Raw genomic sequence first — 15,808 nt, 5'->3', positions numbered from 1 at the left:
TGCCGCAGGGCAGTCACCGTGGCGCTGATCGCGGTCCTTGCGGGCGGATCGTCAGGGTGTGATCTCACCAGCTGGCAGGGATTGAACTCGCTGCCCTTGCCCGGTACCACCGGCAATGGACCTGGCTCGTTCGAGATCAAGGCAGAGATGCCCGATATCAACAACATTCAGCCCAACTCCCGGGTTCGCGTCGGCGACGCCACCGTCGGTCACATCACCAAGATCGAGCTGCAGGGCTGGCATGCGCTGGTCACGATGCGCCTCGACGGCGGCGTGGCGATGCCGGCGAACGCGATTGCCAAGATCGGACTGACCAGCATCCTGGGTTCCCAGCACATCGAATTGAGCCCTCCCACAGACGAACCGGCGCAGGGCCGACTCCACGAGGGCTCGCTGATCCCGCTGTCCCACTCGGCGTCCTACCCCACCGTCGAACAGACCCTCGCCGCGGTCTCGATGGTGCTCAACGGTGGCGGCCTGGGCCAGGTTCAGGACATCACCGAAGCGTTCAGCACGGCCTTCCGCGGCCGCGAGCAGGACTTGCGCAGCATGATCAGCGAGCTCGATAAGTTCGCCGCCAACTTCAACGACCAGACCGACGACGTCATCGCCGCCACCGAGAGCCTCAACAAGGTCGCCGGCACGTTCGCGGCGAATCAGGCGACACTGGATAAGGCGCTCAAGACGGTTCCCGAGGCGTTGGCCGTCCTCAACAACGAGCGCGAGAACCTCGCCGAGGCCGCCGATGCCTTGGGCAAGTTCGGTGAACGGGTCGTCAGCACGGTTGACCAGAGCAAGGCCAGCTTGGTCAAGGAACTCAAAGACATCGGGCCGGTCCTGGAATCGCTGGCCAACGCCGGACCGAGCATGACCCGTGCGCTGAGCCTGATCCTGACGTTCCCGTTCCCCAACGAGACCATCGAGAAGTGGCAGCGCGGGGATTACGCGAACATGACCGCGATCGTCGACCTCACCTTGAGCCGGATCGACCAGGGCATCTTCACCGGCACCCGCTGGGAGGGCGATCTGACAGAACTGGAGATGCAGTGGGGTCGCACCATCGGCCAGTTCCCCAGCCCCTACACCAAGGCCAATCCATTGGTCGCCCCGTACCGATTCGATCAGGGGCCCTGATATGCATCTGAACCGACGAATGCTGATCCAGCTCGCGATCTTCACGTTCATCGCGGTGACCGCGGTCGCGGTGATGGCACTGCAATTCCTCAAACTGCCCGCCAAGATGTTCGGCGTCGGCCGCTACAGCGTGAGCATGGAGTTGCCGGAGAGCGGCGGTCTGTACGGCACCGGCAACGTCACCTACCGTGGCGTGGAGGTGGGTCGTGTCGAGTCGGTGGGGCTGACCAATACGGGTGTCAAAGCGGTGCTGTCGCTGAAATCGGGGATCGACATCCCGTCGGATCTCAAAGCCGAGGTGCACAGCCAGTCCGCGATCGGCGAGCAATACGTCGACCTGATTCCCCGCAATGGGACATCGGCGCCGTTGAAAGACGGTGACGTGATTCCGCGCTCCGACACCTCGATTCCACCGGACATCAACTCGCTGCTCGACGCCGCCAACACCGGGCTACAGGCCATTCCGCGGGACAACCTCAAGACCGCGATCGACGAGGCCTACACAGCCGTCGGCGGCCTCGGCCCCCAGCTGTCCCAGATCGTCAGGGGCTCGACGACGTTGGCGATCGATGCGCGCGCCAACCTCGACCCGCTGATCAATCTCATCGACAACTCCAAGCCGGTGCTGGATTCGCAGTCCCAGTCCGCGCAGGCGGTCCAAGCCTGGGCAGCACACCTCGCGACGGTCACCAGTGACCTGCAGCAGAACAACGATGCGGTGGCCGGATTCATCGACCAACAGGGCGTCATCGTGGCGTCCGACGAGCTGCGTAATCTCCTGGATCGGCTCAAGCCGACCTTGCCGGTCCTGGCGGCCAACCTGGCCAGCGTCGGACAGGTCGGCATCGACTACAAGGACTCGATCGAACAACTGCTCGTGGCCCTGCCGCAGGCAGTCGGCGTCGGGCAGGGCACGTTCGTCGCCAATGCGAACACCAAGCAGGCCTACAAGGGCGAGTACCTGTCGTTCAACCTCAATGTGAACCTCCCACCGGCCTGCACCACCGGCTTTCTGCCCGCCCAGCAGGCCCGCATCCCGAACCTGGTCGACTACCCCGACCGCGCCCCGGGTGATCTCTACTGCCGTGTTCCGCAGGATTCGCAGTTCAACGTCCGCGGTGCGCGCAACATCCCCTGCGAGACGGTCCCCGGCAAGCGGGCGCCCACGGTGAAGCTGTGCGAGAGCAACGAGCAGTACGTACCGCTCAACGACGGCAACAACTGGAAGGGCGACCCCAACGCCACCCTGTCGGGCCAGGACATCCCGCAGCTGCCGCCGGGGTCTGCACCGCCGGCATCGGCGGCTCCCCCGCTGCCGGCCCTGATGGGCGTAGACGGGTACGACGCCGCACCGCTCCCACCACCGGCAAACCGGGACAGCACATGGCAATCCATGCTCATCCCTGCCGGGTCCTGAGCGCCGGCGGCGGTACTGGACGACGCTATGCTCACCACGTCACCGAGACACAATTGAGGAATCACGATGGATCATCGAATGATTCGGCGAACCCTGACGTCGGGCGCCATCGTCGTTGCCGCCCTGCCGATTTCGGTGGGCGTCGCGAACGCCGACAACACGCGGCTCAACAACGGTGTGGTAGCCAATGTGTACACCGTTCAGCACCAGGCCGGGTGCACCAATGACATCAAGAAGAATCCGGCGTTGACGTTGGCCGCGCAGTGGCACACCGATGACGTCCTGAACAACCGCAGCCTCGACGGCGACATTGGTTCGGACGGGTCGACTGCCCAATCACGCGCCGAGGCAGCAGGTTTCAAGGGAACCGTCTTCGAGACCGTGGCGATCAACCCGGCTCTGGCAATCAACAACCTCGACGTGATCAACCAGTGGTACTACAACCCCGACTATCTGGCGATCATGTCCAACTGTGCCAACACCGCGATCGGTGTGTGGTCGGCGAACAGTCTGGACCGTTCGGTGCTCGTCGCGGTGTACGGCCAGCCCGCCTGACCCAGGCAAGCGCGAGGTGGCCCTCCTGGTGCGACCGGCCTCGAGGCAGCAGCCGCAGACCCCATCGCACGCTCCTTAACTGCGGATCGATCGGCGGCTACCGATGCGGCACCGGGCCGGTCCGGCAAGGCCGGAGAGGCAGTCGGCACTGGCAACGTCTGGTTCGGTCGTGCGGGGGCGTCGCACCTGCCGCACCACGCACCCCGAACAGCAGTTGCCCCTGATCGGGCCACTGAATGCTCATCACCAGGACTGAAGCTAATGGCGCTCTGGCAAAAACTCTTAGCGACGTATTAGCGCTGGAGGGCTCCCGCCTTAATATCCGCCCCTACCTTTGAACTCATGTTGCTCGATGTTCGTTGGCTTCAGTACCTGCTGAAGCGCCCTGCCCACAAGTAGGCAATCCCGCGCGCGTAGCCGCGGGCTGGTTCGACCTTGGCTGTTCGCCGCCGACCCGGTCGAGCCGTAATCGTTTTATGGGACTCCGAACATCGTCTCGTGCGCGCATACCCACCCTATGATTTGCCGATGGGCGTCGACGCTGCCACGACCAGCGCTGAAGCCGCGCACTATCGAACGCAGGGCTGGTGGTCGGACACCACACTGTCCGACCGTGTCGCCGTCAGCGCCGCGTCGTTCCCCGACAAAGCGGCCTATATTGATTTCCGACTCGAAGGCTCCGACCGCGTCCTGACCTGGTCGCAATTCGACGCCGCCGCCACCAACCTCGCCGCGCAACTGTGCGCCCGGGGTGTCGGCCCCGGAGACCGGGTGGCGGTGTGGCACGGCGACACCGCCGCAATCCACGTCCTGTTCGTCGCGATCGAACGCTGCGGCGCGGTGACCGTCGGCCTCGGGGCCCGCGCCGGCGTGCGCGAGGCAACCCACATCGTGCGCAGCACGGCACCCTCACTCATCGTCAGCGACGCCACCCGGCGCGAGCAGGCCGCCACGGTTGCCGAAGAAGCGGCCGTGCCGGCGGTCGTGCTCGACGACTCCGGTGATCTGCACATCGACACCCTCGCGCGACCGGCCGAAAACTTGTCGCCGATCGGCCCCGACGAGCCGTTTCTGATCAACTCCACCTCGGGCACCACCGGTCTGCCCAAATGCGTCGTGCACACCCAGAACCGCTGGCACTACTTTCACCAGAAGGCGGTGGCCAACGGCGAGCTCACTGCCGACGACGTGTTCCTGCCGGTGATCCCCACCCCGTTCGGCTTCGGACTGTGGACCTCGCACACCACCCCGATCCACCTCGGCGCGACGGCAGTGCGCATCGAGCGCTTCGACGCGGCGGCCACCTGCGCGGCCGTGGAGCGCTACCGCGCGACGGTGCTGTGCTGCGTGAGCACCCAGCTGATGATGATGCTGGCCAGCGACGCCTCCCGGGTGCACGACCTGAGCAGCCTGCGGGTGGTGTTCACCGGCGGCGAGCCGCTGCCCTACACCCAGGCCGCACAGTTCGAGGACCTGACCGGTGTGACGATCCTGCAGTTCTACGGGTCCAACGAGACCGGCATGCTCAGCGCGACCACCACCAAGGACTCGCTGCATCACCGGCTGCGGACCGCCGGACGCGTCGTCCCCGAGATGCAGGTCCGGCTGTTCGACGGCGACACCGATGTGACGGAATCCGGCCACGGACAACCGGTCTGCCGAGGGCCGGCGTTGAGCATGGGCTATCTGGGCGGCGTCGACCACGACCAGCTCTACACCCCCGACGGCTGGATGCGGATGGGCGACATCTGCGAACTGGACTCCGAGGGATATCTGCGGCTGACCGGCCGGACGTCGGACTTCATCCTGCGTGGCGGCAAGAACATCAGTGCGGTCGAGGTCGAGGAAGTCGTCGCCACCCACGCGGCCGTTGCGGTGGCCGCGGCGGTGGCCATGCCCGACCCGTTGTTCGGTGAGCGGGTGTGCGTGTTCGCCGAACTCAAGGACGGCTACACGCTGGAGTTGCCCGCCCTCGTCGAGCACCTGCTGGCCCAGGGCATGTCCAAGGAATTACTGCCCGAGCGGCTGGAGATCCTCGGGGAGCTGCCGCGGTCCTCAGGCGGCAAGATCGCCAAAGGCCAACTTCGCGACGTGATCCGATCGACACTGGAGCAACCATGAGTGGTACCGAAGAAGTCCGCCGGGGCGGCTTGGGCGTATGGGCGCCGTCGAAGGTGCCCCGCATCGGGGTCGATCTGACCGACGAGCAGAAGATGGCGATCGCATTCCGCCATCTCGCCAGCATCGGGTTCGCCGAGAACATGGCCGGCCACATCACCTGGCAGCCCGACGGCCGCAGCGACATGTACGTCAACCCGTGGGGTTTGTGGTGGCAGGAACTCACCGCATCCGACATCTGCGTGGTCGACGAGGACGCCCGGGTGGTTCGCGGCCGCTGGGATGTCACGCCGGCCATCCACATCCACACCGAGATTCACCGCCAGCGCCCCGACGCCCGTGTGGTGATCCACAATCACCCCTACTACGTCAGCCTCATCGCCGCCCTCGGCGTGCTGCCCGAGCTCGTCCACCAGACCGGGGCGCTGTTCCTCGACGACATGTACCTGGTCGAGAAGTATGACGGCGAGATCGACACCCCTTGGCGCGCCGCCGAATTGGCGGGTCAGATCGGATCGGCCAACCTGGTGATCCTGGCCAACCACGGCGTGATCGCCACCGGACACGACCTGGCGGCAGCGGTGTACCGGGCGGTGTCGATCGAGCGGGTGTGCCGGCTGGCCTACGACGTGATGCTGACCGGCCGCACCCCGTCGCAGATGAACCGCGGCGACATGGTGGGCATGCAGGCCTCCCTGATCGAGCGGGCCGCCGACGTGTACTGGGCGGGCGCTGCCCGCATGACCATCAAAGCCGACCGTGGCGTACTGGACTGAAGGAGTGTGACCTATGGCGTCCATCGATGAGTTGTCGGCGAACCTGAACTTCACCACCGCCAAGACTGGTGACGAGCGGTCGGTGACGTTCCTGCCGGAGCCGCAGCGCGCCACGCGCCACTACACCGTCATCTCGGTCGACGATCACATCGTCGAGCCACCGGACACCTTCGAAGGACGGGTTCCCCGCAAGTTCGCCGACCGGGCGCCGCGCGTGGTCGAGACCGGTGACGGCGGCCAAACCTGGATGTATGACGGGCAGTCACTGCCCAATGTCGGATTCAACGCGGTCGTGGGCCGGCCGGTCTCGGAGTACGGCTTCGAACCGACGCGCTTCGACGAGATGCGCCGCGGTGCATGGGATATCCACGCGCGGGTGGCCGACATGGATCTCAACGGGGTCTACGCGTCGCTGAACTTCCCGTCCTTTCTTCCCGGCTTCGCCGGCCAGCGCCTCCAGCAGGTGACCTCCGACCGCGACCTGGCGATGGCCTCGGTGCGGGCGTGGAACGACTGGCACCTCGAAGCCTGGGCGGGGGCCTACCCCGACCGGATCATCCCCTGCCAGCTGCCCTGGCTGCTGGACCCCGACGTCGGCGCGAAGATGATCTACGAGAACGCCGAACGCGGTTTCCATGCCGTGACGTTCAGCGAGAATCCGGCCCTGCTGGGGTTCCCGACGATCCACTCCGGCTATTGGGAGCCGATGATGGCCGCCTGCGCGGAGACCGGAACGGTGGTGAACCTGCACATCGGCTCGTCGGGGACCTCACCGTCGACGACAGCAGACGCACCGCCGGACGTTCAGGGTGTGCTGTTCTTCGCCTACGCCATCTCCGCAGCCGTCGATTGGCTGTACTCCGGTGTGTGCACCCGGTACCCGGATCTGAAGATCTGCCTGTCCGAAGGTGGGATCGGTTGGGTGGCAGGGCTTCTCGACCGACTCGACCACATGCTCAGCTATCACGAGATGTACGGCACGTGGCGCAACCTCGGCGAGACATTGACCCCGGCGGAGGTGTTCACCAGGAACTTCTGGTTCTGCGCGGTCGAGGACCAGTCGTCGTTCGTGCAGCACGAGCGGATCGGGTCGGACAACATCCTGCTCGAGGCCGACTACCCGCATTGCGACTCGACGTGGCCGCACACCCAGGAGACCATCCGTGAGCAGATCCACGGTCTGCCCGCCGAGATCATCCGAAAGGTGACGTGGGAGAACGCCTCCCGCCTCTACCAGCATCCGGTACCGGTGGCGGTGCAGCAGGACCCGGACGCCTACTGAGCGTCGAGCCAGTCGGTGATCGCGGCGACCGCATCACGGAAGAAGATGCGATACGGGCGGTCGGCGACGTAGCCGATGTGCGGGGTGGCGAGCACATTGTCGAGGGTGCGCAGCGGATGCTCGAGTGGGAGCGGTTCGGTGTCGAACACGTCGAGTGCCGCCCCGGCGATCCGGTGTGACCGCAGTGCCTCGACCAACGCCGCCTCGTCGATGATGGGTCCGCGCGAGGTGTTGACCAGCAGAGCGGTGGGCTTCATCTGCGCCAGTTCAGGCGCGCCGACCAGGCCGGTGGACCGCTCGCTGAGTTTCATGTGGATGGTGAGGACATCCGCGGTGGCGAATAACTCGTCCTTGGTGACGCGGGCGGCGCCGGCGTCCTCGGCCGCCTCGACGGTGAGGTTCTGACTCCAGGCGACGACCTTCATACCGAACGCCTCGCCGATGCGCGCCACGCGCGTGCCGATGCGGCCCAGGCCAAGGACGCCGAGCGTGCGCCCGGCCAGTTCACGTCCCACCGAGGTCTGCCAGCCGCCGTCGCGCACCGACAGGGACTCGGCGACGAGGTTGCGCGCGCCGGCCAGGATGAGCGCCCAGGTCAACTCGACGGTGGACGCGACGGTGCCACCGGTCGTCCCGACGTGAATGCCGTGGTCCTGGGCGGCGGCCATGTCGATCGAGGCGTTGAACGGCCCGGTGGAGGCGATCATCTTGAGTCGGGGAAGGCGTTCGATGATGCTGCGGGTCAGCGGCGTTCGCTCCCGCATCACGAATATGACGTCGAAGTCCGCCAGTCGGGCGACCAGTTCACCGGGATCCGAGACGTGGTCGTTGAAGACGGTGACATCGGCGCGCTCGGTGACCGCCGACCAGTCCGCCATCGCCAACGCAACGTTCTGGTAGTCGTCGAGAATCGCCACTTGCAGCCGCGTCACCATCTACCTCCGTACGTGTTCGCCTCCATCCTCGCATCGGTGGTGTTCACGTCGTGGAGGCTATGGCCGGGTGCGCGCGGCGATGGCGCCGGCGTGACTGAAGCGTGCGGCGCGCCGGTGAATGCGATGTTCGCGCCCCCGGGTGCGTTGCGGCTGGCCGGCTTCGCGGATCTGCTCGGCGTAGAACCATTTTTTCGTCAATTCGACGAGGACCAGGTAGACCACCACGAACCCGGCGAGCGCGCCGAAGAACTTCAGTGGCAGCGGGGTGAAGCCCAACGGGTGGGCCAGCGGAGAGATCGTGATCAGCACTCCGATGGCGACGACCACGAGGGTGGTGATCGTCAACGGCACACTGGCCCGGCTTCGGAAGAACGGCACCCTGCGGGTGCGGATCGCGAAGATGATCAACGTCTGGGTGGCAAGCGATTCCACGAACCAACCGGTGCGGAACTCGGTGGCGCCTGCGTGCAGAACGCCGAGCATCAGACCGAATGTCAGGAAGTCGAACAGTGAACTGATCGGACCGAAGGTCAGCATGAACCGTCGGATGAAGGCGATGTTCCAGTGCGACGGGGCGTGCAGCTGCTCCTCGTCGACGTGGTCGGTCGGGATCGCCAGTTGGGAGCTGTCGTAGAGCAGGTTGTTCAGCAGGATCTGGCTCGGCAGCATCGGGAGGAATGGCAGCAGTGCCGACGCGGCGGCCGCGCTGAACATGTTGCCGAAGTTGCTCGATGTGCCCATCAGCACGTACTTGATGGTGTTGGCGAAGATCCGCCGGCCTTCGGCAACCCCGGTGGCCAACACATCGAGATCCTTCTCCAGCAGGACCACGTCGGCGGCATCCTTGGCGACGTCGGTGGCACTCTCCACCGAGATCCCCACATCGGCGGCGTGCAGGGCCAGCGCGTCGTTGACGCCGTCGCCGAGGAATCCGACCGACCGGCCCGCATGCCGTGCCGACTTGATCAGCTGCGCCTTCTGCTCCGGAGAGATGCGGGCAAAGATCGTATTGTTCTGCGCGGCCGCGGCAAATTCATCGTCGCCCAGCGTCTCGAGTTGCGCACCGGTCATCGTGCCTTTCGACGGTAAACCCAAGTCGGCGCAGACCTTTTCGGCAACCCTGGGGTTGTCGCCGGTGGCGATCTTGAGCTCGATGCCCAGTGCGGCCAGCCGGGCCAGGGACTGCCGTGCGGCGGCCTTGGGTTCGTCGGCGAAGACCACGAACCCGGCCAACATCAGATCGGACTCGTCGTCGGCGTTGATCGTGGTCAGCCCGGCTGCCGGTTTCGCGGCGACCGCGACCACCCGGCGACCGGCGGAGAACAACGCGTCCAGGGTATGCCGCGCTGCCTCCGAGGTGGGCTGGCAGCGGGCCAGTACCTGCTCGGGCGCTCCCTTGAGCACCAGCAGCCGTTTCCCATTGTCGTCAACCAGCACTGAGGTGGCCCGGCGGACGTGGTCGAACGGCGCGCTCGCGATGCGGTGTACGCCGCCCACCACCTCCTTGGCCCGGGGGGATTCCCACAGCGCGGCATCCAACGCGTTGGCGCTGACCTCACCGGATCCGGGGTCGACGTCGGTGGCCAGCAGCCCAAGGCGAAGGACTGAGTCACTGTGCGCGCCAGCGGGATCGACCGCATCGACCAGACTGATACTGCCTTCGGTGAGAGTGCCGGTCTTGTCGGTGATCAGGATGTCGATATCGCCGAGATCCTCGATACACACCAGGCGCTTCACCAGGACCTTGGCTTTGGCCAGTTGCCGAGACCCCGTCGCCAGGCTGGCGCTGACCACGGCGGGAAGAAGCTGAGGTGTGATACCGACCGCGATCGCCAGGGAGAACAGCACCGAATCGATCAGCGGCCTGCGCAGCAGGAGATTGGTGACCAGGATCAGCACCGTCAGGGCGATCGCGACCTGCAGCAACAAGTAGGAGAATTTGCGCAGGCCGGCCTGAAAATCGGTTTCGGGCTGGCGCTCGCCCAAACCGGCTGCGATGCGGCCGAACTCGGCATCTCCACCAGTGGCGTACACCACCCCGATTCCCTCGCCCGCACTGACGATGGTGCCCATGAAGGCCACGTCGCTGCACTCGGCCAACTCAGCGTCAGCTGCGACCTGTGGCGGCGACTTCTCCGAACTCATCGACTCGCCGGTCAGGATGCTCTCGTTGCATTCCAGGCCAGTGGCCTCGATCAGCCGCAGGTCCGCTGGGACGACCTCGCCCAACGACACCCGGATCACATCACCGGGGACGAGTTCGGTGACGTCGACGGGGACGAACGCCCCGTCACGCCGAGCGATCGCGGTGTGCCGCACGCCGGAATGCAGTGCCGCGGCAGCCCGCTCGGCGCGGTACTCGTTGATAAAGCCCAGACCAATACTGGCCGTGAGGATCACCCCGATGATGATCGCCTGCAGGCTGTCGCCGAGAAAGTACGAGACGACTGCCGTTGCCGCCAGCAGGATCAGGACGGCGCTGCGCAGCTGACGCCCCAGCACCGCGACAGCGTTGACATGATGGGTCCGGACGGCGTTCGGGCCGTACCGTGCCCGCCGGGCGGACACCTCCGCGCTCGATAAGCCCCCGGCGGAGCTGTCAAGCCAGCCCATGACCTCGTCAACCGGAGCCGCCGCGACCCGCACGGCAGTCAGGGTTTCCGTCAGTGCCGGGTTCACCACCAGAACCTCCTCGTTGCCACGCCGAGCATTCTGACGTGACGGGGTGGGCCCGCTATAGGGCTGAAAGCCACCAATGCGGCGTCCCGCAAGCCGCAACCGGCGTGCTCTCAACCGGCAAGCCTGGCAGGGGACTTTCTGTCCGAGGGGGAATAAACCCCCGGCCGGCGTTGTTGGGACCGGCCATGAGCGAGCATGCAGAACTGAGCCCCACCGACTGGGTACGCGACCAGACCGAACAGATTTTGGAGCAGGGCACCACCGACGGGGTGCACATCATGGACCGGCCGGTCGTCCTGTTCACCACCACCGGCGCGAAGTCCGGTAAGAAGCGCTACGTGCCGCTGATGCGGGTCGAGGAGAACGGCTGCTACGCCATGGTGGCGTCCAAGGGTGGCGATCCCGAACACCCGTCGTGGTACTTCAACGTCAAGGCCAACCCCACTGTCACCGCACTCGACGGCGACACACTGCACACGCTGACCGCACGCGAGGTCTCCGGTGACGAGCGCGAGCACTGGTGGACGCGGGCCGTCGCCGCGTACCCGCCCTACGCCGAGTACCAGACCAAGACCGACCGACTGATCCCGGTTTTCGTCCTCGAGTAGGCCTCGGGTCTCATATCCGCAGCGTCACGCCCAGCAGGGCGAGGACGCCGAGTGCGGCGATCATCGCCGCCGCGACCGAGGCGATCGAGTAACGCATCGGCCCGAATTCGGCTTTGAGCGCGCGCAGTTCCTGACGATGCTGAACCCAGCCGAGAATCAGCGCCGCCAACCCGATGACGATCATCGCGAAACCGAAGATTTGCGGGCTCACGTACGGGTCGCGCAGCCGGTCGTTGTCCGACAGGTACCGGAAAATCTGGTAGATCGTGAAGCCGAACGCGATCAGCGAGGTGCTGGTCCTCGTCCAGGCCATCAGAGTCCGTTCGAGTGCCAGCCGGTTGCGTTCGGCGGCGAGCCGCGTGTTGGCGTCCACCCCAGCAGTACACACCACAACCCGATCGTCGCGGCCGCAATGCGGTCACCGCTATGCGGTCGGTGGTGCTGATTAATTAGCCAAATGTGCACAGTGGGACACACGATGCGTTATTTACCGCTTGCAGTGTACTTTTGGCAGGTCATTGAAGCGGAAATAATTTGCTGAAATGCTAGGCATCCGGTTCGCCGCAACATACTGTAACGAGCGTCGGAAATAGGGGGGCGCCCGTCACCGGGCCGTGTTATGCGCGAGAGGAGGCGGGTGTGTCCCCAGCCCCGAATACGTTCGGGAGAGCTCGCGCATTACCTCGGATGGTCATCACGGCCGGCATCTCCGGAGCTGCCGCTGTCGGTGCGAGCGTCTTTCTCGCGTCTACCGCATCGGCGGCCCCGCCGGACCAGAAGCCGAGTCCCGGTTGCGTGCTCACCACCAACGTGCAGTGCGCCGCCGGCCATAGCGCCAGGCCCGCCGCTGCCGTCCACACCTCAACCGCGCTCGCACAGGCGGCGCTCACCATCGGTGGAGGCCCCTTCCTCGGCCTGATCGGTGATGGCCTCGACGCACCTGCCAACTGCACCGGCTCGGCATGCAACGGCGGACGGGGCGGCCTGCTCTGGGGGAACGGTGGAGACGGCGCCAACGGGGGTACCGGCGGGGACGCCGGACTGTTCGGCAACGGCGGTCATGGCGGGGACGCCACCACGCTCGGGCAAGCCGGTGGGCGCGGCGGCACCGGCGGCCTGCTGTGGGGTAACGGCGGCGACGGCGGTAACGGCGCCGACGGCATACCCGGTTCGGCCGGCATCAATCCGACACCACCGACGGGCAGCTTCGCCAACATGGGCGGCTGGGGCTTCAGCGCGAGCGGCTACGACAGTCAGGTCGGCGGCGACGGTGGGCCCGGTTCCCCCGGCGGCCAGTACAACTCGTTCTTCGTCACGCCAATCGGCGGCGCCGGCGGACCGGGCGGCTGGGCTTGGAGTTTCTACGGCAACGCCGTCGGCGGCAACGGCGGAACCGGCGGCGCAGGCGCGTTCGGCGGGCCCGGCGGTCAGGGCGGCACCGGCGGGTTGGCCAGCGTGGGCTCGACGGGCACTTCCGTCAGCGGCAACGGCGGAACCGGCGGAACGGGTGGCACCGGCGCATCAGGCGGTCAGGGTGGCACCGGCGGAGGAACCTGGGGTGCGCTCGGAGTAGCCGGCGACGGCGGCACCGGCGGGACGGGCGGCGTCGGAGCTACCGGTGGCGCTGGCGGGGACGGCGGCGCCGGCGGTGAAGGTGGCCGCGGCGGAATCTTTGGTGGCAACGGCGGAAACGGCGGCACGGGCGGCAACGGTGCCAACGGCGGTACCGGCGCAGGCGGTGGCCAAGGCGGTACCGGCGGCACGGGTGGCTCCACCCTGTACGACACCGGGGACGCGGGCGAAGGTGGCACCGGCGGCACCGGCGGCACTGGCGGGACCGGTGGCGACGGCGGCAACGCCGGCAAAGGCGGTGCCGGCGGACGCACATTCCTTTCCGGCACGCCGGGCACCAGTGGAACCAGTGGCGTAGCCGGAATCGGTGGCGCGGGCGGCCCGGGAGGCAGCGGAGGAACCGGGGGCGCCAGCGGAACCGGAGCCAGCGGCACATCGGGCCAGTCCGGCCAGAGTGGTCACGCAGCGTCTGGGCGACAGGGTGGCGCAGGCGGTGCAGGCGGCACCGGCGGCGCGGGCGCAAGCTGACATCGCTCAAGCACGCCACGGACTTCGCTGGAAAATCACGCCTCGGGCGATTTCGCCCCGCCCGCTCGCTGTACCCCGGACCGCTGGTATCGCCTTTCAGCCGCCGCCCAGGCTTCTTTACCCCAGTCCACAGGCCGAGCGGCAGCGATCGGTACCCCCGCTTGACTCTTAATTGAGGCCTACGTCACACTCAATTGCTTCGATGAACAGATGCTTGCTGCCACTGTTACAACGCACATACCTGAACACACGGGTGACCACGCGTCGATCAGCTCGCATCTTTGCCAGGGAGAAGGCGTGACCGCATTGAAGGAAGGTGCTAGCCGTTGACCGCAGGTGTCGATGACGCGACGGCGGCTGAGACGGACGGCACTTCACTCTCCTGCGTCGATATCGGCGCTGAGGTCGACGAGATGCTCACCGTAGACGTCGACGACGTCGCCGGTGACCTCGCTTTGCCGAGCGGAGCCGACGATCGCCCGGCTGACGTTCCCGCGCCGGCGACCGGCATCATCAGCACGTTGCTGAACTCACCGCTCGGCAGACCGGTGCGATACGGCCTGAGCCAGGGCGACTCCTCTCTGAAGACTCTCGGCCGGTTCTTCGAACTGGGTGTGCTGGCGTTCGGCCACCTCGCCAAAGATCTGATCCGGCTGCGCCACCCGTGGCGCGACACCATCAACCAGGCCTGGTTCATCATCAGCGTCACGGCGATACCGGCGTTGCTGGTATCCATTCCGTTCGGCGTGATCGTGGCGGTGCAAGTCGGCAACTTCATCAACCAGGTCGGCGCGTCCTCGGTGTCCGGTGCCGCCGGCGGCCTCGGGGTGATCCGCCAGGGCGCACCGATCGTGGCGGCACTGCTGCTGGGCGGGGCAGCGGGTTCGGCCGTGGCCACCGATCTGGGCACCCGCACGATCCGCGAAGAAGTCGACGCCCTGCGGGTCATGGGTGTGGACCCGATCCAGCGGCTCGTCACCCCGCGGCTCGCGGCCATCGTGTTCGTCGCCCCCGTGCTGTGCTCGTTCATCATCTTCATGGGCCTGGCCGCCGGCTACGCCATCAACGTCGGCTTCCAGTCCGGCACCCCGGGCAGTTACATCGCCTCGTTCGCCTCGTTCGCCAGCGTCACCGATGTGGTGGTCGCGGTGATCAAGACCTGGCTGTTCGGCATCGTCGTGATCCTGGTGGCCTGCCAGCGCGGCCTGGAAACCAAAGGCGGCGCCAGAGGTGTCGCCGACGCTGTCAACGCCTCCGTCGTCATCGGTGTGGTCGCGGTGTTCGGCCTGAACCTGCTCATCACCCAGGGGCTGTCGATGTCCATGCCGCTGAGAGTGGGCTAATGGCGGCACCGTCGCGGTATGTGCCCACTGCGCTGCGCGCCCCGATCTGGGTCGCCGGCCGCGGTGACTCGATCGTCCAGCGCCTCGGCCACCAGGTCACGTTCCTGTCCCAGGTGCTCGGCGCCATACCCACGACGCTCAAGCACTACCGGCATCAGACCGGTGTGCTGCTCGTCGACATCATGTGGGGCAACGGGTCGCTCATCGTCGGCGGCGGCACCATCGGCGTGCTGGTGTTCATGGGCGCTGCGGTCGGCGGTTCGGTGGGCATCGAAGGCTACGGCGCCCTCGACATGGTGGGCATGGGTCCGCTGACCGGCTTCGTCTCCGCCTACGCCAACACCCGCGAGATGGCACCGATGATCGCCGGGATCGGGTTCGCGGCCCAAGCCGGTTGCCGGATGACCGCCGAGATCGGTGCGATGCGGATCTCCGAGGAGATCGACGCTCTCGAAGCCCTCGGCATCCGGTCGATCCCCTTCGTGGTGACCACCCGCGTCATCGCCGGAATGCTGACCATCGTTCCGCTCTACGTGGTGACGCTGGCCTTGAGCTACCTGTCGTGCGTCCTGGTCGTCAACGTCCTGCACGGGCAATCCTCCGGCACCTACTACCACTACTTTGACTCGTTCCTGCAGCCGTCCGACGTGGTGTTCTCGGTCCTCAAAGCCGCCATCTTCGTCACCCTGATCATCGCGATCCACTGCTACCACGGCTACTACGCCGAGGGCGGCCCCGAAGGTGTCGGGCGGGCATCGGGGCGGGCCATCCGGGCCAGCATCGTCACCGTGGTCGCCGCCGACATGGTGCTCACGCTGCTGTTCTGGGGTAACAGCCCCGGCGTTCGGATATCCGGATAGC

The 15,808-nt window shown here is 66.4% G+C and carries 13 protein-coding genes; 10 read left to right on the top strand and 3 right to left on the bottom strand.

What is annotated here, in order from left to right:
* Positions 1–18 precede the first annotated feature (18 nt).
* From OG976_RS21370 to OG976_RS21345, 6 genes are all read left to right on the top strand, one after another.
* Entirely contained in the window at positions 19–1,134 is a 1,116-nt protein-coding gene (locus OG976_RS21370) for a virulence factor Mce family protein (protein ID WP_328353257.1), read from the top strand.
* Position 1,135: 1 nt separating this feature from the next.
* The gene (locus OG976_RS21365) at positions 1,136–2,551 is read left to right on the top strand and encodes an MlaD family protein (RefSeq protein WP_328353250.1); all 1,416 of its coding nucleotides are present in this window, start codon (positions 1,136–1,138) and stop codon (positions 2,549–2,551) included.
* A 78-nt stretch (positions 2,552–2,629) separates the two neighbouring features.
* A complete protein-coding gene (locus OG976_RS21360) occupies positions 2,630–3,106 on the top strand; it encodes a CAP domain-containing protein (RefSeq protein ID WP_328353247.1) in 477 nt (158 codons plus the stop codon).
* Positions 3,107–3,634: 528 nt separating this feature from the next.
* Positions 3,635–5,227 (top strand): class I adenylate-forming enzyme family protein, encoded by a 1,593-nt coding sequence (locus OG976_RS21355; protein ID WP_328353244.1) that lies wholly within the window; start codon positions 3,635–3,637, stop codon positions 5,225–5,227.
* Positions 5,224–6,000 carry a class II aldolase/adducin family protein gene (locus tag OG976_RS21350; protein ID WP_328353241.1) on the top strand — a complete coding sequence of 259 codons (777 nt, stop codon included), beginning with the start codon at positions 5,224–5,226 and terminating at the stop codon, positions 5,998–6,000. The genes OG976_RS21355 and OG976_RS21350 overlap by 4 nt, the downstream gene beginning before the upstream one ends.
* Before the next feature lie 13 nt (positions 6,001–6,013).
* Positions 6,014–7,282 (top strand): amidohydrolase family protein, encoded by a 1,269-nt coding sequence (locus OG976_RS21345; RefSeq protein WP_328353238.1) that lies wholly within the window; start codon positions 6,014–6,016, stop codon positions 7,280–7,282.
* Here the strand turns inward: OG976_RS21345 and OG976_RS21340 are convergent.
* The gene (locus OG976_RS21340) at positions 7,276–8,217 is read right to left on the bottom strand and encodes a D-2-hydroxyacid dehydrogenase family protein (RefSeq protein ID WP_328353235.1); all 942 of its coding nucleotides are present in this window, start codon (positions 8,215–8,217) and stop codon (positions 7,276–7,278) included. The two genes, OG976_RS21345 and OG976_RS21340, sit on opposite strands and share 7 nt — an antisense overlap.
* Before the next feature lie 57 nt (positions 8,218–8,274).
* On the bottom strand, positions 8,275–10,872 hold the full coding sequence (gene mgtA / locus OG976_RS21335) for a magnesium-translocating P-type ATPase (protein WP_442930557.1): 2,598 nt from the start codon (positions 10,870–10,872) through the stop codon (positions 8,275–8,277).
* Positions 10,873–11,081: 209 nt separating this feature from the next.
* Between mgtA and OG976_RS21330 the strand changes: the two genes are divergently transcribed.
* The gene (locus tag OG976_RS21330; RefSeq protein ID WP_328353232.1) at positions 11,082–11,504 is read left to right on the top strand and encodes a nitroreductase family deazaflavin-dependent oxidoreductase; all 423 of its coding nucleotides are present in this window, start codon (positions 11,082–11,084) and stop codon (positions 11,502–11,504) included.
* Between the two features lie 10 nt (positions 11,505–11,514).
* Here the strand turns inward: OG976_RS21330 and OG976_RS21325 are convergent, their stop codons facing one another.
* A complete protein-coding gene (locus tag OG976_RS21325) occupies positions 11,515–11,877 on the bottom strand; it encodes a YidH family protein (protein WP_328353229.1) in 363 nt (120 codons plus the stop codon).
* A 314-nt stretch (positions 11,878–12,191) separates the two neighbouring features.
* Here OG976_RS21325 and OG976_RS21320 point away from each other — a divergent pair, with 314 nt between their 5' ends.
* From OG976_RS21320 to OG976_RS21310, 3 genes are all read left to right on the top strand, one after another.
* Complete coding sequence (locus OG976_RS21320) at positions 12,192–13,604, top strand: PGRS repeat-containing protein (RefSeq protein WP_328353226.1); 1,413 nt, start codon at positions 12,192–12,194, stop codon at positions 13,602–13,604.
* Positions 13,605–13,930: 326 nt separating this feature from the next.
* Positions 13,931–14,947: an MlaE family ABC transporter permease gene (locus tag OG976_RS21315; protein ID WP_328353223.1), complete on the top strand. Its 1,017-nt coding sequence runs from the start codon at positions 13,931–13,933 to the stop codon at positions 14,945–14,947.
* Positions 14,947–15,807 (top strand): ABC transporter permease, encoded by an 861-nt coding sequence (locus tag OG976_RS21310; protein WP_328353219.1) that lies wholly within the window; start codon positions 14,947–14,949, stop codon positions 15,805–15,807. The genes OG976_RS21315 and OG976_RS21310 overlap by 1 nt, the downstream gene beginning before the upstream one ends.
* Position 15,808: the final 1 nt, after the last annotated feature.

Origin of the sequence: Mycobacterium sp. NBC_00419 (genome assembly GCF_036023875.1) — a bacterium.
In the GTDB taxonomy this organism is placed as follows: Bacteria; Actinomycetota; Actinomycetes; order Mycobacteriales; family Mycobacteriaceae; genus Mycobacterium.
Note: the sequence above shows the minus strand (reverse complement) of the source record. Positions and strands in the feature narration are given on the sequence as shown.

Excerpts from the sequence above, each read along its gene's own strand:
- OG976_RS21320 (WP_328353226.1), top strand. The coding sequence starts at position 12,192 with ATGGTCATCACGGCCGGCATCTCCGGAGCTGCCGCTGTCGGTGCGAGC.
- OG976_RS21360 (WP_328353247.1), top strand. The coding sequence starts at position 2,630 with ATGATTCGGCGAACCCTGACGTCGGGCGCCATCGTCGTTGCCGCCCTG.
- OG976_RS21355 (WP_328353244.1), top strand. The coding sequence starts at position 3,635 with ATGGGCGTCGACGCTGCCACGACCAGCGCTGAAGCCGCGCACTATCGA.
- OG976_RS21310 (WP_328353219.1), top strand. The coding sequence starts at position 14,947 with ATGGCGGCACCGTCGCGGTATGTGCCCACTGCGCTGCGCGCCCCGATC.
- OG976_RS21350 (WP_328353241.1), top strand. The coding sequence starts at position 5,224 with ATGAGTGGTACCGAAGAAGTCCGCCGGGGCGGCTTGGGCGTATGGGCG.
- OG976_RS21345 (WP_328353238.1), top strand. The coding sequence starts at position 6,014 with ATGGCGTCCATCGATGAGTTGTCGGCGAACCTGAACTTCACCACCGCC.
- OG976_RS21365 (WP_328353250.1), top strand. The coding sequence starts at position 1,136 with ATGCATCTGAACCGACGAATGCTGATCCAGCTCGCGATCTTCACGTTC.
- OG976_RS21330 (WP_328353232.1), top strand. The coding sequence starts at position 11,082 with ATGAGCGAGCATGCAGAACTGAGCCCCACCGACTGGGTACGCGACCAG.
- OG976_RS21340 (WP_328353235.1), bottom strand. The coding sequence starts at position 8,217 with ATGGTGACGCGGCTGCAAGTGGCGATTCTCGACGACTACCAGAACGTT.